At 38.8% G+C, this 20,952-nt stretch carries 21 protein-coding genes and 1 other annotated feature; all 21 genes read left to right on the forward strand.

Annotated elements, in window-relative coordinates:
• The 21 genes from FG382_RS06895 to FG382_RS06995 all read left to right on the forward strand — a co-directional run bounded on the left by FG382_RS06895 (position 1) and on the right by FG382_RS06995 (position 20,901).
• A complete protein-coding gene (locus FG382_RS06895) occupies positions 1-420 on the forward strand; it encodes a Mini-ribonuclease 3 (protein WP_373287646.1) in 420 nt (139 codons plus the stop codon).
• Complete coding sequence (gene rlmB / locus FG382_RS06900; protein WP_142538169.1) at positions 421-1,182, forward strand: 23S rRNA (guanosine(2251)-2'-O)-methyltransferase RlmB; 762 nt, start codon at positions 421-423, stop codon at positions 1,180-1,182.
• Positions 1,183-1,186: 4 nt separating this feature from the next.
• Positions 1,187-1,696: an NYN domain-containing protein gene (locus FG382_RS06905; protein WP_142538170.1), complete on the forward strand. Its 510-nt coding sequence runs from the start codon at positions 1,187-1,189 to the stop codon at positions 1,694-1,696.
• A 71-nt stretch (positions 1,697-1,767) separates the two neighbouring features.
• A complete protein-coding gene (gene sigH / locus FG382_RS06910) occupies positions 1,768-2,412 on the forward strand; it encodes an RNA polymerase sporulation sigma factor SigH (protein WP_142538171.1) in 645 nt (214 codons plus the stop codon).
• Positions 2,413-2,489: 77 nt separating this feature from the next.
• Positions 2,490-2,639: a 50S ribosomal protein L33 gene (gene rpmG, locus FG382_RS06915; protein ID WP_142538172.1), complete on the forward strand. Its 150-nt coding sequence runs from the start codon at positions 2,490-2,492 to the stop codon at positions 2,637-2,639.
• A gap of 43 nt (positions 2,640-2,682) precedes the next feature.
• On the forward strand, positions 2,683-2,865 hold the full coding sequence (gene secE / locus FG382_RS06920) for a preprotein translocase subunit SecE (RefSeq protein ID WP_142538173.1): 183 nt from the start codon (positions 2,683-2,685) through the stop codon (positions 2,863-2,865).
• A 108-nt stretch (positions 2,866-2,973) separates the two neighbouring features.
• Complete coding sequence (nusG, locus tag FG382_RS06925; protein ID WP_142538174.1) at positions 2,974-3,507, forward strand: transcription termination/antitermination protein NusG; 534 nt, start codon at positions 2,974-2,976, stop codon at positions 3,505-3,507.
• Positions 3,508-3,678: 171 nt separating this feature from the next.
• Positions 3,679-4,104 carry a 50S ribosomal protein L11 gene (rplK, locus tag FG382_RS06930; RefSeq protein ID WP_139176005.1) on the forward strand — a complete coding sequence of 142 codons (426 nt, stop codon included), beginning with the start codon at positions 3,679-3,681 and terminating at the stop codon, positions 4,102-4,104.
• Between the two features lie 131 nt (positions 4,105-4,235).
• A complete protein-coding gene (gene rplA / locus FG382_RS06935) occupies positions 4,236-4,928 on the forward strand; it encodes a 50S ribosomal protein L1 (RefSeq protein WP_142538175.1) in 693 nt (230 codons plus the stop codon).
• A 42-nt stretch (positions 4,929-4,970) separates the two neighbouring features.
• Positions 4,971-5,114, forward strand: a sequence feature (ribosomal protein L10 leader region).
• A 32-nt stretch (positions 5,115-5,146) separates the two neighbouring features.
• Complete coding sequence (rplJ, locus tag FG382_RS06940) at positions 5,147-5,647, forward strand: 50S ribosomal protein L10 (protein WP_142538176.1); 501 nt, start codon at positions 5,147-5,149, stop codon at positions 5,645-5,647.
• Positions 5,648-5,719: 72 nt separating this feature from the next.
• A complete protein-coding gene (gene rplL, locus FG382_RS06945) occupies positions 5,720-6,082 on the forward strand; it encodes a 50S ribosomal protein L7/L12 (RefSeq protein ID WP_142538177.1) in 363 nt (120 codons plus the stop codon).
• A 77-nt stretch (positions 6,083-6,159) separates the two neighbouring features.
• On the forward strand, positions 6,160-6,762 hold the full coding sequence (locus FG382_RS06950) for a class I SAM-dependent methyltransferase (protein ID WP_142538178.1): 603 nt from the start codon (positions 6,160-6,162) through the stop codon (positions 6,760-6,762).
• A 228-nt stretch (positions 6,763-6,990) separates the two neighbouring features.
• The gene (gene rpoB / locus FG382_RS06955) at positions 6,991-10,545 is read left to right on the forward strand and encodes a DNA-directed RNA polymerase subunit beta (protein ID WP_142538179.1); all 3,555 of its coding nucleotides are present in this window, start codon (positions 6,991-6,993) and stop codon (positions 10,543-10,545) included.
• A 117-nt stretch (positions 10,546-10,662) separates the two neighbouring features.
• Positions 10,663-14,265, forward strand: a complete 3,603-nt coding sequence (rpoC, locus tag FG382_RS06960; RefSeq protein WP_142538180.1) for a DNA-directed RNA polymerase subunit beta' — start codon at positions 10,663-10,665, stop codon at positions 14,263-14,265.
• Between the two features lie 129 nt (positions 14,266-14,394).
• Entirely contained in the window at positions 14,395-14,643 is a 249-nt protein-coding gene (locus FG382_RS06965; RefSeq protein WP_142538181.1) for a ribosomal L7Ae/L30e/S12e/Gadd45 family protein, read from the forward strand.
• A 98-nt stretch (positions 14,644-14,741) separates the two neighbouring features.
• On the forward strand, positions 14,742-15,161 hold the full coding sequence (gene rpsL / locus FG382_RS06970) for a 30S ribosomal protein S12 (RefSeq protein WP_093274835.1): 420 nt from the start codon (positions 14,742-14,744) through the stop codon (positions 15,159-15,161).
• A 41-nt stretch (positions 15,162-15,202) separates the two neighbouring features.
• Positions 15,203-15,673 carry a 30S ribosomal protein S7 gene (gene rpsG / locus FG382_RS06975; RefSeq protein ID WP_142538182.1) on the forward strand — a complete coding sequence of 157 codons (471 nt, stop codon included), beginning with the start codon at positions 15,203-15,205 and terminating at the stop codon, positions 15,671-15,673.
• A 50-nt stretch (positions 15,674-15,723) separates the two neighbouring features.
• On the forward strand, positions 15,724-17,802 hold the full coding sequence (gene fusA, locus FG382_RS06980) for an elongation factor G (protein WP_142538183.1): 2,079 nt from the start codon (positions 15,724-15,726) through the stop codon (positions 17,800-17,802).
• A 117-nt stretch (positions 17,803-17,919) separates the two neighbouring features.
• Positions 17,920-19,107 carry an elongation factor Tu gene (tuf, locus tag FG382_RS06985; protein WP_142538184.1) on the forward strand — a complete coding sequence of 396 codons (1,188 nt, stop codon included), beginning with the start codon at positions 17,920-17,922 and terminating at the stop codon, positions 19,105-19,107.
• A gap of 96 nt (positions 19,108-19,203) precedes the next feature.
• Positions 19,204-19,893, forward strand: coding sequence for a response regulator transcription factor (locus tag FG382_RS06990; protein WP_142538185.1), 690 nt, complete (start codon positions 19,204-19,206; stop codon positions 19,891-19,893).
• 21 nt (positions 19,894-19,914) lie between these two features.
• Entirely contained in the window at positions 19,915-20,901 is a 987-nt protein-coding gene (locus FG382_RS06995) for a sensor histidine kinase (RefSeq protein WP_244950522.1), read from the forward strand.
• Positions 20,902-20,952: the final 51 nt, after the last annotated feature.

Consider the following 20,952-nt stretch of genomic DNA (forward strand, 5'->3'; position numbering starts at 1 on the left):
GTGGGAAACTTTAAATTATCCGATGTCAAACAACTAAATGCTTTAGCCTTAGCGTATATGGGAGATGCTGTATTCGAACAAGTAGTTCGAAAGCATCTCATCTTTTCTGGGCGCGTTAAGCCCAATACTTTGCATAAAGAAGCGACAAAGTATGTATCCGCCAAAGCACAAGCGACAATTGTACGAGAGATGCTAAATATCGGGTTTCTAACAGAAGATGAGGAAGCTGTCCTCCGAAGAGGCCGTAATGCGAAGTCTGGTACAGTTCCGAAAAATACAGATGTCCAAACTTATCATTATAGTACTGCGTTTGAAGCTGTTGTAGGAAGTCTATACTTAAGTGAACAAGAAGCACGTCTACAAGAGGTACTACAATTTTCAATCGACTTTATAGATGAACAGAAAGGGGAGAAAAAGTAAATGGCAGAACAAACAGAGCAAACAGGAGAGATTATTGCAGGAAAAAACCCTGTAGTGGAAGCTTTACGCTCAGGTAGAGATATGAATAAGGTCTGGCTTGCAGAAGGAATCCAAAAAAGTGGAGTTTCTGAAATCATGCAACTAGCAAAAGAAGCAGGAATCATTGTTCAATTTGTACCAAAAAAGAAATTGGACGGTTTGACAGATGCTAATCACCAAGGAATTGTAGCATCCGTTGCCGCCTATCGCTATGCAGAACTAGACGATTTATTTGCTTTAGCGGCAAGTAAGCAGGAGGATCCGCTTTTTATTATTTTAGATGAAATAGAGGATCCGCATAACCTTGGTTCCATTATGCGAACGGCAGATGCAGTAGGTGCTCATGGCATTATCATTCCAAAAAGACGTGCTGTTGGACTGACGGCAGTCGTTGCAAAAGCATCTACGGGGGCAATTGAACATATCCCGGTATATCGAGCTGGCAATTTGTCTCAAACGGTAGACGAGTTGAAGGAACGCGGTGTGTGGATTGCTGGAACAGATGCTCAAAAGTCAACAGATTATCGTAACATGGATGCAACACTTCCCCTTGCACTAATCATCGGTAGCGAAGGTAAAGGGATGAGTCGTTTGTTGAAAGAAAAATGTGATTTTCTTTATCATTTGCCAATGGTCGGTCATGTAACTAGTTTGAATGCGTCAGTAGCTGCGTCAATACTTTTATACGAAGTATTACGCGTCCGAAATCCGCTTCAAGGATAATAGTATGCAAATTCTACTTGTCGATGGTTATAACATCATCGGCGCATGGAGCGAGTTACGGAAGTTAAAAAATGATAAATTACTAGACGCTAGAGACCGATTGATCGAGCTAATGGCAGAATATAAGGCATTTACAGGTATTCGAGTGATTGTTGTTTTTGATGCGCATCTAGTGCCAGGTATTGAACACAAAAAGAAAGAATACGATGTGGAAATCATCTATACGCGGAAAAATGAAACAGCAGATGAGCGTATAGAAAAGCTCACGTTAGAACTAAGTAGCAGAAGGGTACAGATTTACGTAGCAACTTCTGATATGACAGAACAAAGAGTAATATTTGGGCAAGGAGCGCTAAGAAAATCAGCAAGAGAATTTGAAATTGAAATGCTGGCTATTTCTTCAAACATTACGAAAAAAATGAAGCATATACAAGAGAATAAACCTACTTCTACCATTCCTTTAACAGAGGAAGTTGCAGAAATTTTTGAAAAATGGCGGAGAGGAATGAAATGATTCATTGACGCTATAAAATTTCATCCTGTATACTTGTGGTAACTATTAGTAATTTAGCTGAGGTGACTTCATTGGAAAAGACAGAACAGAATCTACAGCAATTGGATAGTTTACTAGATGAGGAACTTGTAGAGCTGGTTCATCAAGGAAACACTGAAGCGCTAGATTTCTTAATAACGAAGTATCGTTCGTTCGTTCGAATGAAAGGAAGATCCTATTTTTTAATAGGTGCCGACAAAGAAGATATTCTCCAAGAAGGAATGATTGGATTATATAAAGCAATACGAGATTTCAAGGAAGAGAAACTTGCTTCTTTTCGAGCTTTTGCAGAACTATGTATTACGAGACAAATTATTACTGCTATTAAAACAGCTACCCGTCAAAAGCATATCCCGCTAAATTCTTATGTCTCTTTGGACAAGCCTATTTACGATGAAGAATCAGATCGAACGCTAATGGATATGATTGCTGGCTCTGTCGTAGATGATCCAGAAGAGTTAATTATTAATCGAGAAGATTATGATTACATGGAAGGTAAGATGGCTGAGATCTTAAGTGAGTTAGAGCAACAAGTACTCGCACTATATTTGGATGGACAATCTTATCAGGAAATTTCAGAAGAGCTAAATCGTCATGTGAAGTCAATTGACAATGCATTACAGCGCGTTAAAAGAAAACTAGAACGCTATATGGAGATTGACAGTAATTATGTATAAATGCTAATGTTTGGTTGACACTGTTTCTGTAAAATGATAATCTTGAAAAAGAATTATACGCGTAAAAAGGTGATAAATTGACAAAGAAAATTGTCTTAAGTTGTGTGCAATGTGGACATCGGAATTATACAGTTCCGGCGTCGAAAGAGAGTGCATCTATACGTACAGAAAGAAAAAAACACTGTGCGCATTGTAACGCACATACACTTCATAAACAAACGCTGTAAGTTTGAAAGTAAGATAGATTTTCCATGTGGAGGTTTAGCTAGAATGGCTAATGTAGGTGGATTTTTTAAAAATGTAATGTCTGAAATGAGAAAAGTAAGTTGGCCAAAACGCAAAGAACTAACTCGCTATACAATAATTGTTCTTGCTACGGTTGTATTAATGACTGTGTTTTTTGCTATAGTAGACTTAGGGATCTCAGAATTATTCCGCTGGTATTTAGGATGATAAAAAGTAGCATGTAAATATTTTTTGAAATAGCCCGTCTTAGAAAACGAACGGGTTTTTTCATTTGTCTAAAGAAAAGGAGGGAAAGGACGTTAGGTCCTAACATGTATGGAGAAAAATTGGTATGTAGTTCATACTTACTCTGGGTATGAAAATAAAGTAAAAGCAAATTTAGAAAAACGTGTAGAAACGATGGGGATGTCAGATAAAATTTTTCGAGTGTATATCCCTGAACAAGAAGAAATCGATTTTAAAGATGGAAAAAAACGCGCAGTTTTAAGAAAAACTTTCCCGGGCTATGTATTTGTAGAACTAATTATGACCGACGATGCTTGGTATGTTGTTCGAAATACGCCAGGAGTAACAGGTTTTCTTGGTTCTTCAGGTGGAGGTACAAAACCAACTCCATTAGCGCCAGAAGAAGTGCAATCTATGCTGAAACAAATGGGTACAGATGATCGCATAGTAGAAGTTGATTTCACAATAGGTGAATTAGTAGAAGTTTTAGAAGGACCGTTTGCTCACTTCCAAGGGAAAGTAGAAACAATTGACTTAGAAAAAGCTAAAGTTACGGTTTCTGTAGATATGTTCGGACGAGAAACAAACATGGAATTAGATTTTGATCAAGTGATTAAAATATAATTATGCATAGATACTTGCAGAAGTAACAAAAAAATGGTATCATTTCAAAGGTCAGACTGAAAATACGTCTGCATTAATTTTCTAATGTTATCAGCGCAGAGCTGAGAGACAGATATTTGAGTGGGAGGGGCAACCCAATTACCACATCACGGACTTAAGGAGGTGTGTCTCGTGGCTAAAAAAGTGATTAAAGTTGTTAAATTACAAATTCCTGCTGGAAAAGCAAACCCAGCACCGCCAGTTGGTCCTGCATTAGGACAAGCAGGTGTTAACATCATGGGATTCTGTAAGGAGTTCAACGCACGTACTGCAGATCAAGCAGGTCTAATCATTCCGGTTGAAATTTCTGTATTTGAAGATCGTTCATTTACTTTCATTACAAAAACTCCGCCGGCAGCAGTGTTACTTAAAGTAGCAGCAGGTATTCAATCTGGATCAGGTGAACCGAACCGCGTAAAAGTGGCGACAGTGAAACGTGAAAAAGTTCGCGAAATCGCTGAACAAAAAATGCCAGATTTAAATGCAGCATCTGTTGAAGCAGCTATGTTGATGGTAGAAGGTACTGCACGCAGCATGGGTATTACGATCGAAGACTAATATCTAAAGTGCATTTTTGATATGACGCATTTGTTTTTTTGAAAGGTTGTAGTTGTTCATATGGATAACTGCAACCTTTACACGTGGGAGGTTTAATTCCGCTAAAACCACTATCAAGGAGGACATTTTAAATGGCTAACAAAGGTAAAAAGTTACAAGAAGCAGCTAAATTAGTTGATAACAGCACATTATACTCAGCTAAAGAAGCAATCGAGCTTGCGAAAAAAACAAGCACAGTTAATTTCGATGCAACAGTAGAAGTTGCATTCCGTTTAGGAATTGACACTCGTAAAAACGATCAACAAATCCGTGGGGCGGTTGTACTTCCAAACGGTACTGGTAAAACACAACGCGTATTAGTATTCGCTAAAGGTGAAAAGCTTAAAGAAGCTGAAGCTGCTGGTGCAGACTACGTAGGCGATGCAGAATACATCAACAAAATCCAACAAGGATGGTTTGACTTCGATGTAATCGTAGCTACTCCTGACATGATGGGTGAAGTTGGTAAAATCGGTCGTGTTCTTGGGCCAAAAGGTTTAATGCCAAACCCGAAAACAGGTACTGTTACATTTGACGTTACAAAAGCAATCGAAGAAATTAAAGCAGGTAAAGTTGAATACCGCGCTGATAAAGCTGGGATTATCCACGCTCCAATCGGTAAAGTTTCTTTCGAAGACGATAAATTAGTAGAAAACTTCATGGCAGTATTTGAAGTAATTCAAAAAGCTAAACCAGCTGCATCAAAAGGCGTTTACATGAAGTCGGTAAATGTTACAACTACTATGGGGCCAGCTGTAAAAGTTGATGCTCAATCGATTAAATAATAATTGACAACGTAAAGGAAATCTGTTAAGATGACTTTTGTTGTGAAATATACATTTGTACCGAAGACAGTAGGAGTGATTCGTCACTTAATATCCTACCGAGGACAAGCAAATTCAGATTCTTACTAGATGATGACTTTCTGCCTCTGTGTCTATCCGTAGATCAGAGGCTTTTCTTTTTTCGGTATAAATGGCCAATTCTTATAGGAGGTGCCAAGATGAGCAAAGCAATTGAAACAAAAAAAGTGCAAGTTCAAGACATTGCAGAAAAGTTTAAAGCTGCCGCTTCTGTAGTAGTAGTTGATTACCGTGGTTTAAACGTTGCGCAAGTAACAGAATTACGTAAACAACTTCGTGAAGCTGGTGTGGAATTCAAAGTTTACAAAAACTCACTTACACGCCGTGCTACTGAAGTAGTTGGAGTTGACGGGATTAATGAACATCTTGTTGGTCCAAACGCAGTTGCATTTTCAAACGAAGATGTAATCGCACCTGCAAAAATCATTAATGATTTTGCTAAAAAGAACGATCAGCTTGAGATTAAAGCTGGTATCATCGAAGGAACTGTAGCATCTGCTGAAGATGTGAAAGCATTAGCAGAACTTCCATCACGCGAAGGACTTCTTTCTATGCTTCTTTCAGTACTTCAAGCTCCAGTGCGCAACTTCGCACTTGCAACAAAAGCTGTTGCAGAACAAAAAGAAGAACAAGGCGCATAATTCATTACGCGGCTTGATAAGAAAAAAACGGCGAATAGCCTAAAAATTATCCAATTATAGGAGGAAATTATAATGAACAACGAGCAAATCTTAGAAGCTATCAAATCAATGACAGTTCTTGAGTTAAACGACTTAGTAAAAGCAATTGAAGAAGAATTCGGTGTAACAGCTGCTGCACCAGTAGCAGTTGCTGCAGGTGGCGGAGCTGCTGCTGAAGAAGAAAAAACTGATTTTGACGTAATCCTTGCATCTGCTGGAGATCAAAAAATCAAAGTAATCAAAGTGGTTCGTGAAATCACTGGTCTTGGATTAAAAGAAGCTAAAGAATTAGTTGACAACGCTCCAAAAGCACTTAAAGAAGGCGTTTCTAAAGATGAGGCAGAAGCTTTCAAAGCTCAACTTGAAGAAGTTGGCGCAGGCGTAGAAGTTAAGTAATTTTTGTACACTCCGAAGAAAAAAGCTCGTCAGTAAACGACGGGCTTTTCTTCGTATGTATTGTGGAGGGTTATTCGGTGTCTGATCATTATTATTCTAGAAAACCTCAAACGGAAAGTAAACCACGTCATTGGAATTTTACATTACTCGGTCACAATTTTCGATTTGAAACAGATACTGGTGTATTTAGTAAGAGCGAAGTAGATTTTGGCTCCCGTGTATTAATCGATGCTTTTAAAGTGCCTGATCAAGAAGGAGACTTTTTAGATGTAGGGTGTGGATACGGACCTATAGGTCTTTCTATTGCAAAAGCAAATGAAGAGAGAACAGTTCATTTAGTAGATGTAAACACACGTGCAATCCAACTTGCAGAAAAAAATGCTGCTGCTAACGGGGTACAAAATGTACGAATCTATGAAAGTGATGGGTTGTCAGCAGTTACTACTGCAAACTTTGCGGCTATTATAACTAATCCACCGATTCGCGCTGGAAAAGAAACTATTTTTCGTTTTTACAAAGAGTCCTATGAGAAGTTGGTTTCAAAGGGAGAATTGTGGGTTGTGATTCAAAAGAAACAAGGGGCACCATCTACTTTTAGTTATTTAGAAGAGATTTTTGGTCAAGTAGAAGTTGTAGAGAAAGAAAAAGGCTATTGGATTATAAAAGCTACAAAAGATTGACTTGACAAAATCGCTATGATATTATAATAAAATGCAAAAATATTATTTTGAGGACGTGTGCCCTTTTGAATAAAACTTATAAAATTGGGTATACTGGCCGAGAAAAAGTTTGGTTAATCGAAAAATGAGCTCTTATTAAGAACTCGTTTTCTTTTTGTCTTTCGTTATCATACACCAAAATGTGTATAACGAAAAGACCTATTATCGCTTTATTGAGGGGTGAATGAGTTGACAGGTCAACTAGTTCAGTACGGACAACACCGCCAACGCAGAAGCTTTGCGCGTATTAGTGAGGTGCTTGAACTTCCGAATCTAATCGAAATTCAAACAGCATCTTACGAATGGTTCCTTGAAGAAGGTTTGCGTGAAATGTTTAAAGATATTTCACCAATCGAGGATTTTACAGGCAATCTATCACTTGAATTTGTCGACTATAGTTTAAATGAACCGAAATATTCCGTCGACGAATCGAAAGAACGTGACGCAACATATGCGGCACCACTGCGCGTAAAAGTGCGTCTCCACAACAAAGAAACGGACGAAGTGAAAGAACAAGATGTCTTCATGGGTGATTTCCCGCTTATGACAGAAACAGGTACTTTCGTAATTAATGGTGCTGAGCGCGTTATCGTATCTCAGTTAGTCCGTTCACCAAGTGTTTACTTCCATGATAAAACAGACAAAAATGGTAAAAAAGGCTTTGGGGCAACAGTAATCCCAAACCGCGGTGCATGGCTAGAATATGAAATTGATGCAAAAGACGTAGTATACGTTCGTATCGATCGCACGCGTAAATTACCAGTGACTGTTTTACTTCGCGCTTTAGGCTTTGGATCCGATCAAGAAATCATCGATTTAATCGGTGACAACGAATATTTACGTAATACGCTGGAAAAAGACAACACAGAAACGTCTGAAAAAGCGTTACTTGAAATTTATGAGCGTTTACGTCCTGGTGAACCACCAACAGTGGAAAGTGCAAAGAGCTTGTTATATTCTCGCTTCTTTGACCCAAAACGCTATGATCTAGCAAATGTTGGTCGTTATAAAATGAATAAAAAACTGCATATAAAAAATCGTTTATTCAATCAAACGGTAGCAGAAACGTTAGTGGATCCAGAAACGGGTGAGATTCTAGTAGAAGCTGGTACACTTATCGATCGTCGTGTACTAGATAAACTGATTCCTCATTTAGAAAATGGAATTGGCTTCAAAACATTATCGCAAGTTGGTGGTGTTTTAGAAGACGACATTACAATTCAATCTATTAAGATATTTGCTCCAAACGATGAAGAACAAAAAGAAATCAATGTTATTAGTAATGCGTATGTAGAAAATGAAGTAAAAAACATTACGCCTGCTGATATCGTTTCTTCTATCGGTTATTTCTTCAATTTGTTATTCAATGTTGGAAACACGGATGATATTGATCATCTTGGTAACCGACGTTTACGTTCAGTAGGTGAATTACTACAAAACCAATTCCGTATTGGTCTTTCTCGTATGGAACGTGTGGTACGTGAACGTATGTCTATTAACGACACACAATCTATCGTGCCTCAACAACTTATTAATATTCGACCAGTTATTGCATCTATTAAAGAATTCTTTGGTAGCTCGCAATTATCTCAATTCATGGACCAAACAAACCCACTTGCTGAACTTACGCACAAACGTCGTCTATCAGCACTTGGACCAGGTGGTTTAACACGTGAGCGTGCTGGTTTCGAAGTACGTGACGTTCACTATTCTCACTATGGTCGTATGTGTCCGATTGAAACACCAGAGGGTCCGAATATCGGACTTATTAACTCACTTTCAAGCTTTGCAAAAGTGAATAAATTTGGTTTTATTGAAACACCATATCGTCGAGTTGACCCAGAGACTGGCTTAGTAACGATGCGCATTGATTATTTAACTGCAGATGAAGAGGATAACTACGTAGTAGCACAAGCAAACTCTTTATTATCAGATGAAGGTGCGTTCTTAAATGAAGAAGTAGTTGGGCGTTTCCGAGGCGATAACACGGTATTCAGAAGAGAACAAGTGGATTACATGGATGTTTCTCCAAAACAAGTTGTTTCTGCGGCGACAGCATGTATCCCATTCTTAGAAAACGATGACTCGAACCGTGCATTAATGGGTGCGAACATGCAACGTCAAGCTGTTCCATTATTAAATCCAGAAGCTCCATTTGTTGGAACTGGTATGGAACATGTGAATGCACGTGATTCTGGAGCTGCTGTAATTGCGAAGTATCACGGAATTGTAGAGCATGTTGAAGCAAAAGAAATTCGCGTTCGACGCATTGAAGAAGTAGATGGAAAAGAAGTTAAAGGTGATTTAACTTCGTATAAAGTCCATAAATTTGAACGATCTAACCACGGGACATCTATCAACCAACGTCCAATTGTTAAAGTGGGGGATCGAGTAAAACCACTTGATATTCTAGCAGATGGTCCTTCTATGGAACAAGGAGAGCTTGCTCTAGGACGTAACGTGCTAGTAGCCTTCATGACATGGGATGGATACAACTACGAGGATGCTGTTATTATGAGCGAACGCCTTGTGAAAGATGATGTATATACTTCTGTGCATATTGAAGAATATGAATCGGAATCACGAGACACGAAGCTTGGACCAGAAGAAATCACAAGAGATATTCCAAACGTCGGAGAAGATGCACTACGCAACTTAGATGACCGTGGAATTATCCGTGTTGGTGCAGAAGTACGTGATGGCGATATTTTAGTTGGTAAAGTAACACCTAAGGGAGTTACAGAACTGACTGCCGAGGAACGTCTACTACATGCTATTTTTGGTGAAAAAGCCCGTGAAGTTCGTGATACATCTCTACGTGTACCTCATGGTGCTGGCGGGATTGTATTAGATGTAAAAGTCTTTAATCGTGAAGATGGCGATGAATTATCTCCAGGCGTTAACCAATTAGTTCGTGCTTATATCGTTCAAAAACGTAAAATCTCCGTTGGGGATAAAATGGCCGGACGTCATGGTAACAAAGGGGTTATCTCGCGTATCCTTCCGGAAGAAGATATGCCGTTCCTTCCAGATGGAACACCAGTTGACATCATGTTAAACCCACTTGGTGTACCTTCTCGTATGAACATCGGGCAAGTATTAGAGCTACACTTAGGTATGGCTTCTAGACTACTTGGAGTTCATATGGCTTCACCAGTATTTGATGGTGCCAACGAAGAAGACGTGTGGACGACAATGGAAGAAGCAGGTCTAAACCGAGACGGTAAAACAACATTATACGACGGACGTTCAGGCGAACCATTTGATAATCGCGTTTCTGTCGGAATTATGTATATGATTAAACTTGCCCACATGGTAGATGATAAGTTGCACGCACGCTCTACTGGACCGTACTCACTAGTTACGCAACAACCTCTTGGAGGGAAAGCACAATTTGGTGGACAACGTTTCGGAGAGATGGAAGTATGGGCACTGGAAGCATATGGTGCTGCTTATACATTACAAGAAATCCTAACGGTTAAATCCGATGACGTTGTGGGACGTGTAAAAACGTATGAAGCAATTGTTAAAGGAGAAAGCGTTCCTGAACCAGGTGTTCCAGAATCATTTAAAGTATTGATCAAAGAACTACAAAGTTTAGGTATGGACGTTAAGATGTTAACAATCGACGAAGAAGAAATTGAACTTCGCGATTTAGATGAAGATGACGATATTCCTGCAGCTGACGCACTTGGAATTTTGCCACAAGCAAATGAAGAGGAACCTGTTGAAGTAGGGGAATAAGAAACAAATAAAAATCGGACAGGTGATACCTGTCCGTATTTCCGTATAAAATTGCATAATGCAGAGCTACTTGGAAAGTCTTTTTAAAAGACACAAGACTAAAGGGAGGTAGGCTCCTTGATAGACGTTAATAATTTTGAGTATATGAAAATTGGTTTAGCTTCACCTGATAAAATCCGTTCATGGTCTTATGGAGAAGTAAAAAAACCTGAAACGATTAACTATCGTACTTTAAAACCTGAAAAAGATGGTTTATTCTGTGAGCGTATTTTCGGTCCGACAAAAGACTGGGAATGTCACTGTGGTAAATACAAGCGAGTTCGTTATAAAGGTGTTGTATGTGATCGCTGTGGAGTAGAAGTTACACGTGCGAAAGTTCGTCGTGAACGTATGGGACACATCGAATTAGCTGCACCGGTATCACATATCTGGTATTTCAAAGGTATTCCAAGTCGTATGGGTCTACTTTTAGATATGTCTCCAAGATCACTAGAAGAAGTCATTTATTTTGCTTCTTATGTAGTAATCGAGCCGGCAGATACACCACTTGAAAAGAAACAATTACTTTCTGAAAAAGAATACCGTGCATACCGTGATAAGTTTGGAACTAAATTCCAAGCGGCTATGGGTGCAGAGGCTATTAAACGTCTACTTCAAGAGATTGATTTAGAAAGTGAAACAGAAAGCTTAAAAGAAGAGTTAAAAACAGCACAAGGCCAACGTCGTACACGTGCGATTAAACGTTTAGAAGTAGTAGAATCATTCCGTAACTCAGGAAACAAACCAGACTGGATGATCCTAGATGTACTTCCGGTAATTCCACCAGAATTACGTCCAATGGTTCAATTAGATGGTGGACGTTTTGCTACATCCGATTTAAACGATTTGTATCGTCGTGTTATTAACCGTAACAACCGTTTAAAACGTTTATTAGATCTTGGTGCTCCAAGCATCATTGTTCAAAATGAAAAACGTATGTTACAAGAAGCTGTAGATGCTTTAATAGATAATGGTCGTCGTGGTCGTCCAGTTACTGGTCCAGGTAACCGTCCATTAAAATCACTTTCACATATGTTGAAAGGGAAACAAGGTCGTTTCCGTCAAAACTTACTTGGTAAACGTGTAGACTACTCTGGTCGTTCGGTTATCGTAGTAGGACCAAACTTAAAAATGTATCAATGTGGTCTTCCTAAAGAGATGGCTATCGAATTATTTAAGCCATTTGTGATGAAAGAACTTGTTGAACGTGGGCTAGCTCATAACATTAAGAGTGCAAAACGTAAAATTGAACGTATGCATGCAGAGGTTTGGGATGTATTAGAAGATGTTATTAAGGAGCATCCGGTTTTACTAAACCGCGCACCTACTCTTCACCGCTTAGGTATTCAAGCATTCGAACCAACATTAGTAGAAGGTCGTGCAATTCGACTTCATCCATTAGTATGTACAGCTTATAACGCTGACTTCGATGGTGACCAAATGGCTGTTCACGTTCCTCTATCTGCAGAGGCACAAGCAGAGGCACGTCTATTAATGCTTGCAGCACAAAACATTCTAAACCCGAAAGACGGAAAACCAGTTGTTACACCTTCTCAAGATATGGTTTTAGGAAACTATTACTTAACGCTTGAGCGTAAAGGGGCAACAGGAGAAGGTACTACGTTCTTCGGTCCAGAAGAAGTGCTAATTGCTTATAATACAGGGCATGTACATTTGCATACGCGTATCGCTATTGCAGCATCGTCCTTAAAAAACCAAACATTTACGGAAGAACAAAACAAGATGTTACTACTAACAACTGTAGGTAAAGTAATTTTCAATGAAATACTACCAGAAACGTTCCCGTATATTAATGAGCCAACGGACTTCAACTTACAAATTGAAACTCCGGAAAAATACTTTGTTTCTACAACTACTGATGTGAAGAAACATATTGAATCTACAGATCTTGTACAGCCATTTAAGAAAAAAATCCTTGGTAATATCATTGCAGAAGTATTTAAGAACTTCCATATCACGGAAACTTCAAAAATGCTTGACCGCATGAAGGCACTTGGATTTAAATATTCTACTAAAGCAGGTATTACAATTGGTATTTCTGATATCGTCGTACTTCCTGATAAAGGTGAAATTTTAGAAGAGGCACAAAGTAAAGTAGATAAAGTTATGAAACAATTCCGCCGTGGTTTGATCACGGAAGACGAGCGTTATGCGAGCGTTATCGGACATTGGAGTAAAGCGAAAGAAGTAATTCAAGATAAGCTGATGAAAACTCTTGATAACATGAACCCAATCTTCATGATGAGTGACTCAGGTGCCCGTGGTAACGCATCTAACTTTACTCAACTTGCAGGTATGCGTGGACTGATGGCCAACCCGGCAGGACGTATTATCGAACTTCCGATCAAATCATCGTTCCGTGAAGGGTTAACGGTACTCGAGTACTTCATTTCTACACATGGTGCTCGTAAAGGTCTTGCCGATACAGCGCTGAAAACAGCCGATTCAGGTTACTTAACTCGTCGTCTAGTAGATGTTGCTCAAGATGTAATCGTTCGTGAAGACGATTGTGGAACAGATCGTGGCTTACTAATTGGCTCGCTTATGGAAGGAACGGAAGTAATTGAAGAGTTTGGTGAACGTATTGTTGGTCGCCATACGAAGAAAACAATTTTCCATCCAACTACAAATGAAGTCATCTTAGAAAAAGACGGACTAATTACACAAGACGTTGCTCGCGTGATCGAAGAAGCAGGAATTGAAGAATTAACAATTCGTTCTGCATTCACTTGTAATACAAAACACGGTGTATGTAAAAAATGTTACGGTCTAAACTTAGCGACTGGTGATACGGTAGAAGTTGGTGAAGCAGTAGGTATTATTGCCGCTCAATCAATCGGTGAACCAGGTACTCAGTTAACGATGCGTACATTCCATACAGGTGGGGTTGCGGGAGACGATATCACTCAAGGTCTTCCACGTATCCAAGAGATTTTCGAAGCAAGAAATCCAAAAGGGCAAGCTGTTATTACAGAAATTACCGGTATTGTGACGGAAATTGATGAAATAAGAGAAGGCCAAAAAGAAATTACTATTCAAGGTACTGTAGAAACACGTAAATACTTAGCACCATACAATGCTCGTTTAAAAGTTCAATTAAACGATGTTGTTAACCGTGGTCAAGTATTAACAGAGGGTTCTGTAGATCCTAAAGAATTACTAAAAGTAAAAGACGTTTCAACGGTTCAAGAGTACTTACTAAAAGAAGTACAAAAAGTTTATCGTATGCAAGGGGTAGAAATTGGAGATAAGCACATCGAAGTAATGGTACGTCAAATGCTTCGTAAAGTAAGAATTATTGAAGCAGGTGAAACAGACCTACTTCCTGGTTCACTGCTTGATATCCATCAATTTGCTGAAGCAAATAAAGATGCTGTTCTTCAAGGTAAGATACCAGCAACTTGTCGCCCAGTTATCCTTGGTATTACAAAAGCTTCTCTTGAAACAGAATCGTTCTTATCTGCTGCATCCTTCCAAGAAACAACTCGTGTCCTAACAGATGCGGCGATCAAAGGAAAACGTGATGAATTATTAGGATTGAAAGAGAATGTTATTATCGGTAAATTAGTTCCTGCTGGTACAGGAATGCAACGTTATCGTCAAATTGAAATCTCTCCTAATGAGGCAGATGCGGAAAAAGAAGCAGTAAAGGCTGAGTAAGGAAATTATTATTAGGGAGATATAATTCTCCCTAATAATTTTAATGATAAGTGTTGACACTTTTTTCAAGGAATGATAATATACTTAAGGTTGATAGTTATCGGACTTGTAGCTTTGGAGGATATGAAAATGTCTTATGAAAAAGTCAAGCAAGCGAAAAAAACAATCATTGGTACAAAGCAAGCAGTAAAAGCAATGAAAAAAGGGCTTGTCAAAGAAGTTTATATTGCGCTTGATGTAGAAGAAAAAATCATTGAACTTGTACGGTTAACAGCACAAGAAAACAATGTGTTAATTCACTATGTTGAGTCTAAAGTAGATCTTGGTAAAGCTTGTGGACTGCGCGTTAGCGCGTCAGTAGTAGCTATTACTGTGTAACAGTTTTTGTGTAAATCACAAAAGCTTTGTTTTTACCCAAAAAATGAACCACCTGGATGTGTGGTATTAACAAGATGAAATGAAGGGAGGAATAATCGATGCCTACAGTTAACCAATTGGTCCGTAAGCCTCGTCAATCCAAAAGCACGAAATCTAAATCACCAGCGTTAGGAAAAGGCTATAACAGCTTTAAAAAATCAGCTACGAACTTGAACTCACCTCAAAAGCGTGGAGTTTGTACTCGTGTTGGTACTATGACGCCGAAAAAACCAAACTCTGCACTTCGTAAATATGCACGTGTACGTTTAACAAATACGTTAGAGGTAAACGCGTATATCCCGGGTGAAGGTCACAACCTTCAAGAACACAGTGTTGTTCTTCTTCGCGGAGGACGTGTAAAAGATTTACCAGGGGTACGTTATCATATCGTACGTGGTGCTCTTGACACAGCAGCAGTTAATGGTCGTATGCAAAGCCGTTCACTTTACGGTGCAAAACGCCCGAAAGAAAAGAAATAATTTAATCTATAATTAGACATTCGTCGAAAGGAGGAAAACACATGCCTCGTAAAGGTCCTGTTTCCAAACGTGACGTGTTACCAGATCCAATTTATAATTCGAAACTAGTAACTCGTTTAATCAATAAAATGATGGTTGATGGTAAAAGAGGTACTTCTCAAAAAATCCTATACGGAGCGTTTGATCTTGTAAAAGAACGTTCTGGTAAAGATGCATTAGAAGTATTCGAAGCTGCATTAAACAATGTAATGCCAGTTTTAGAAGTTCGTGCTCGTCGTGTTGGTGGTGCAAACTACCAAGTACCAGTTGAAGTACGTCCTGATCGCCGTTCAACTTTAGGTCTTCGCTATTTAGTAAACTATTCACGTCTTCGTGGAGAAAAAACAATGGAAGAACGTTTAGCTAACGAAATTCTTGATGCATCTAACAACACTGGTGCTTCAGTTAAAAAACGTGAAGATATGCACAAAATGGCGGAAGCTAACAAAGCATTCGCACACTATCGTTGGTAAGATTTACTTTAAAATGATACCTAATCTGAAATTGGAAGGAGAAATACAATATGGCTAGAGAGTTCTCCTTAGAAAAAACACGTAATATCGGGATCATGGCTCACATTGATGCTGGTAAAACGACTACTACGGAGCGTATTCTTTATTACACTGGTAAAATCCACAAGATTGGGGAAACTCATGAAGGTGCCTCTCAAATGGACTGGATGGAGCAAGAGCAAGAACGTGGTATTACTATCACTTCTGCTGCTACAACAGCTTCTTGGGATAACCACCGTGTAAATATCATCGATACACCTGGACACGTAGACTTCACTGTTGAAGTTGAACGTTCACTTCGTGTACTTGATGGTGCGGTTACAGTTCTAGATGCTCAATCTGGTGTTGAACCACAAACTGAAACAGTATGGCGCCAAGCTACAACTTACGGTGTACCACGTATTGTTTTCGTTAACAAAATGGATAAAACGGGCGCAGATTTCCTATATTCTGTAGGAACACTTCATGACCGTTTACAAGCTAATGCTCATCCAATTCAGTTACCAATCGGTTCTGAAGATCAGTTCTCTGGAATTATCGACCTAGTAACGATGAAAGCTACTATATATGGTAATGACTTAGGAACAGACATCCAAGAAGTAGAAATTCCTGAAGAATACAAAGCGCAAGCTGAAGAATACCGTGAAAAACTAGTTGAAGCGGTAGCTGAGCTTGACGAAGAGCTAATGGAAAAATATCTTGGTGGAGAAGAAATTACGAACGAAGAATTAGTTGCTGGTATCCGTAAAGGTACTTTGAACGTAGAATTCTATCCAGTAGTATGTGGTACTGCATTTAAAAACAAAGGCGTTCAAAAAGTTCTTGACGCAGTTGTTGCATACCTTCCATCTCCATTAGATATTGCTGCTATGAAAGGTATTGATCCTAACACAGATGAAGAAGTAGAACGTCACTCAGACGATTCAGAACCATTCTCTGCATTAGCGTTCAAAGTAATGACAGACCCTTATGTTGGTAAGTTAACATTCTTCCGCGTATATTCTGGTACATTACAATCAGGTTCGTATGTACAAAACTCTACAAAAGGTAAGCGTGAGCGCGTAGGACGTATCCTACAAATGCATGCTAACTCTCGTGAAGAAATCTCAGAAGTGCACTCTGGAGATATCGCAGCGGCTGTAGGTTTAAAAGATACTACAACTGGTGATACACTTTGTGATGAGAAAGCTTTAGTAATTCTTGAATCTATGGAATTCCCAGAGCCAGTTATCTCACTATCAGTTGAACCAAAAACAAAAGCAGACCAAGATAAAATGGGTCAAGCTTTACAAAAACTTTCTGAAGAAGATCCAACATTCCGCGTACATACTGACCAAGAAACTGGTCAAGTAATCATCGCTGGTATGGGTGAACTTCACCTTGATATCCTAGTTGACCGTATGCGTCGTGAGTTTAAAGTAGAAGCTAACGTAGGTGCTCCACAAGTATCTTATCGTGAAACTTTCCGCTCTTCAGCTGAAGTTGAAGGTAAATTCGTACGCCAATCTGGTGGACGTGGACAATTCGGACACGTTTGGATTGAATTCTCTCCAAACGAAGAAGGAAAAGGTTTTGAGTTTGAAAACGCAATCGTTGGTGGGGTAGTACCACGTGAATATATTCCAGCTGTTGAAGCGGGTCTTCGTGACGCACTTGACAATGGGGTAATTGCAGGATTCCCATTAATCGATATTAAAGCTAGATTATTCGACGGATCTTACCATGATGTTGACTCGAATGAGATGGCATTTAAAATTGCAGCATCTATGGCATTGAAAAATGCTGTATCTAAAGTAAATCCAGCACTTCTTGAGCCAATCATGAAGGTAGAAGTTGTTATTCCTGAAGAATATTTAGGAGACATCATGGGTGATATCACGTCTCGTCGTGGTCGCGTTGAAGGTATGGACGCTCGTGGTAACGCACAAGTAGTACGTGCAATGGTTCCACTTGCTGAAATGTTCGGATATGCAACGTCTTTACGTTCTAACACGCAAGGACGCGGAGTATTCTCAATGGTGTTTGATCACTATGAAGATGTTCCAAAATCGATTTCGGAAGAAATTATTAAAAAACATAAAGGTGAATAATTGATATTTCACCAAAATTAAAGTATAACTATTTTATAGAGTATAAAAGATGGAGGGACGTACGCCCTCTACCTTTTATCATAAAAAATCATACAATTACTGAGGAGGATCTCTCAAATGGCTAAAGAAAAATTTGACCGTTCAAAAACGCATGCTAATATTGGTACAATCGGACACGTTGACCATGGTAAAACAACTTTAACTGCTGCTATCGCAACAGTTCTTTCTAAAAAAATGGGTGGTACTGCTAGATCATACGCTGATATCGATAACGCACCTGAAGAAAAAGAGCGTGGTATCACAATCAATACTTCACACGTTGAGTACGAAACAGCTTCTCGTCACTATGCTCACGTAGACTGCCCAGGACATGCTGACTATGTTAAAAACATGATCACAGGTGCAGCTCAAATGGACGGCGGTATCTTAGTAGTATCTGCTGCTGATGGCCCAATGCCACAAACTCGCGAACATATCCTTCTTTCACGTCAAGTAGGTGTACCATACCTAGTTGTATTCATGAACAAATGTGATATGGTTGACGATGAAGAACTTCTTGAATTAGTTGAAATGGAAATTCGTGATCTTCTTTCTGAATATGAATTCCCAGGAGACGATATTCCAGTAATTAAAGGTTCTGCTCTTAAAGCTCTTGAAGGTGAAGCAGAATGGGAAGAAAAAATCGTTGAATTAATGGACGCTGTAGATAGCTATATCCCAACTCCAGAACGTCAAACTGACAAACCTTTCATGATGCCAGTTGAGGATGTATTCTCAATCACTGGTCGTGGTACAGTTGCAACTGGACGTGTTGAACGTGGTCAAGTTAAAGTTGGAGACGTTGTAGACATCATCGGTATTACTGAAGAAGCAAAATCAACTACTGTAACAGGTGTTGAAATGTTCCGTAAACTATTAGACTATGCTGAAGCTGGAGACAACATCGGTGCACTTCTTCGTGGGGTTGCTCGTGAAGAAATCCAACGTGGACAAGTATTAGCTAAACCAGGCTCAATCACTCCACACACAGACTTCAAAGCTGAAGTTTATGTTCTTTCAAAAGAAGAGGGTGGACGTCATACTCCATTCTTCTCTAACTACCGCCCACAGTTCTACTTCCGTACAACTGACGTAACAGGCGTTTGTAACTTACCAGAAGGCGTAGAAATGGTTATGCCTGGAGATAACATTGAAATGACTGTTTCTCTAATCTCTCCAATCGCTCTTGAAGAAGGTACTAAATTCTCTATCCGTGAGGGTGGACGTACTGTAGGCGCTGGTGTAGTTGCTACTATCACTAAGTAATTAATAATTTAAATGCTAAAATCCATCTCGTGACGACGAGATGGATTTTTTTTGTGTTTATAAATAGTGTAGACTAGTATTAAGAGGTGATAGCTGATGAATGCACAAATCTTATTGATTGAAGATGATCAACTAATATATGAAATGATTAAAGAACGATTTATCCAGTGGTCGTTTAATGTAATTCGTCCCGATGACTTTCAAAAAGTAATGCCAGATTTTATTGAACAAAAGCCACAATTAGTTATTATTGATATACAATTGCCGTCCTATGATGGCTTTCATTGGTGTAGAGAAATTCGTCATATCTCTAAAGTACCGATAATTTTTTTATCTTCCCGAGATCATCCGATGGATATGATTATGGCGATGCAAATGGGTGCAGATGATTTTGTACAAAAACCATTTAATATGGATGTACTGCTTGCCAAAGTACAAGCACTACTACGGCGAACATATGATTACCGGGAAGAAAAACTGGATATTAGTAATTGGAATGGTGCAATCATTGACTTTGCAAAAAGTGAAGTGAAGAAGCAAGATAGATCCATCGAGCTTACGAAAAATGAACTTTTCATATTACGTATCCTACTAAAATCTGTGGATACAATCGTTTCGCGTGATGAGTTAATGCGGCAGCTCTGGGATGATGAACGTTTTGTAAACGATAATACGTTATCTGTTAATGTGAATAGATTGCGGTTAAAATTAGAGGAAATTGGTTTACAAGAAGTTATTCTAACAAAAAAAGGGTTAGGCTACATGGCAATTACGAAAGAGGGGTAAAGTTATTTGTTCATAATGTACATGAAAGAAAGAAAAGCATGGATTCTCTTTTTTATTGGTTTGCAAATTTGGTTGAACATCCTTTTAACTTTAGATATCGCTTTCCAAGAAGTTGCAATTCTTTATATTAACCTAGTGTACATGATAGCTTTCCTACTTTTTATTTGGTGGAGGTATAGGAAAGAGACTGCTTATTATAAAGAATTGGAAGAAAGTGCAACGTTTGATTCTCTCCCGAAAGGTGAGTCTAGTTTTGAAAAGAAAATTACAAGTATTATGGAAGAATTAATATTAGTAAATAACGAGGAATTGAATCAATTAAAGGTAGTGCATCTAGAAGAGAATGATCGTATTTTATCTTGGATTCATGAAGTTAAAACTCCATTGACTGGGATGAAGCTCCTAATGGATGCGGTACAAGAACAACCATTACAGGAGAAACTGGAGGTCGAGTGGTTAAGAATTCATTTGTTATTAGATCAGCAGCTTCACCATACAAGACTACCTTCTTTGGAAAAGGACTATTTAGTAGAATCTGTTCCACTTCAAAAATTATTACATAAAGAAATCATTGAACTACAAGCATGGTGCATGCAAAAGGGAATTGGTTTTGAAATTGAACTACTACAAGAGGAAGTCCTGACCGATCAAAAATGGTTAGCATTTATCCTTCGTCAGTTGTTGACAAATGCAGTGAAGTATAGTGATTCAGATAAAGAAATTCACGTTTTTTCTAAAAAAGACGAAGCAGGTCATACCATTTTAACTGTAAAAGACTTTGGAAGTGGGATAACGAAGGCAGATCTGCCACGTATATTTGAAAAGTCATTTACCGGTACAACGGGTAGAAATACCGCTGCTTCAACTGGAATGGGACTGTATTTAACGAAAAAAGTCGCTGATAAATTGGGAATACGAATAATAGTAAACTCTAAAATCGATGAAGGCTCTTCATTTTCATTACAATTTCCTTTAAAAAATGAAATAAGCAAAATAACGAGTAGGTGACAAAATTGTCATCTACTTTGTTTGTTTGTCATGTAAATCGAACGATTAAAC

The sequence above is a fragment of the Psychrobacillus lasiicapitis genome, assembly GCF_006861795.1.
Taxonomy (GTDB): Bacteria; Bacillota; Bacilli; order Bacillales_A; family Planococcaceae; genus Psychrobacillus; species Psychrobacillus lasiicapitis.

Bases quoted from the DNA above. Each gene is read 5' to 3' on its own strand.
- rlmB (WP_142538169.1), top strand. From the start codon at position 421: ATGGCAGAACAAACAGAGCAAACAGGAGAGATTATTGCAGGAAAAAAC.
- FG382_RS06905 (WP_142538170.1), top strand. From the start codon at position 1,187: ATGCAAATTCTACTTGTCGATGGTTATAACATCATCGGCGCATGGAGC.
- secE (WP_142538173.1), top strand. From the start codon at position 2,683: ATGGCTAATGTAGGTGGATTTTTTAAAAATGTAATGTCTGAAATGAGA.
- nusG (WP_142538174.1), top strand. From the start codon at position 2,974: ATGGAGAAAAATTGGTATGTAGTTCATACTTACTCTGGGTATGAAAAT.
- rplA (WP_142538175.1), top strand. From the start codon at position 4,236: ATGGCTAACAAAGGTAAAAAGTTACAAGAAGCAGCTAAATTAGTTGAT.
- rplJ (WP_142538176.1), top strand. From the start codon at position 5,147: ATGAGCAAAGCAATTGAAACAAAAAAAGTGCAAGTTCAAGACATTGCA.
- rplL (WP_142538177.1), top strand. From the start codon at position 5,720: ATGAACAACGAGCAAATCTTAGAAGCTATCAAATCAATGACAGTTCTT.
- FG382_RS06965 (WP_142538181.1), top strand. From the start codon at position 14,395: ATGTCTTATGAAAAAGTCAAGCAAGCGAAAAAAACAATCATTGGTACA.
- rpsL (WP_093274835.1), top strand. From the start codon at position 14,742: ATGCCTACAGTTAACCAATTGGTCCGTAAGCCTCGTCAATCCAAAAGC.
- rpsG (WP_142538182.1), top strand. From the start codon at position 15,203: ATGCCTCGTAAAGGTCCTGTTTCCAAACGTGACGTGTTACCAGATCCA.
- fusA (WP_142538183.1), top strand. From the start codon at position 15,724: ATGGCTAGAGAGTTCTCCTTAGAAAAAACACGTAATATCGGGATCATG.
- tuf (WP_142538184.1), top strand. From the start codon at position 17,920: ATGGCTAAAGAAAAATTTGACCGTTCAAAAACGCATGCTAATATTGGT.
- FG382_RS06990 (WP_142538185.1), top strand. From the start codon at position 19,204: ATGAATGCACAAATCTTATTGATTGAAGATGATCAACTAATATATGAA.
- FG382_RS06995 (WP_244950522.1), top strand. From the start codon at position 19,915: ATGAAAGAAAGAAAAGCATGGATTCTCTTTTTTATTGGTTTGCAAATT.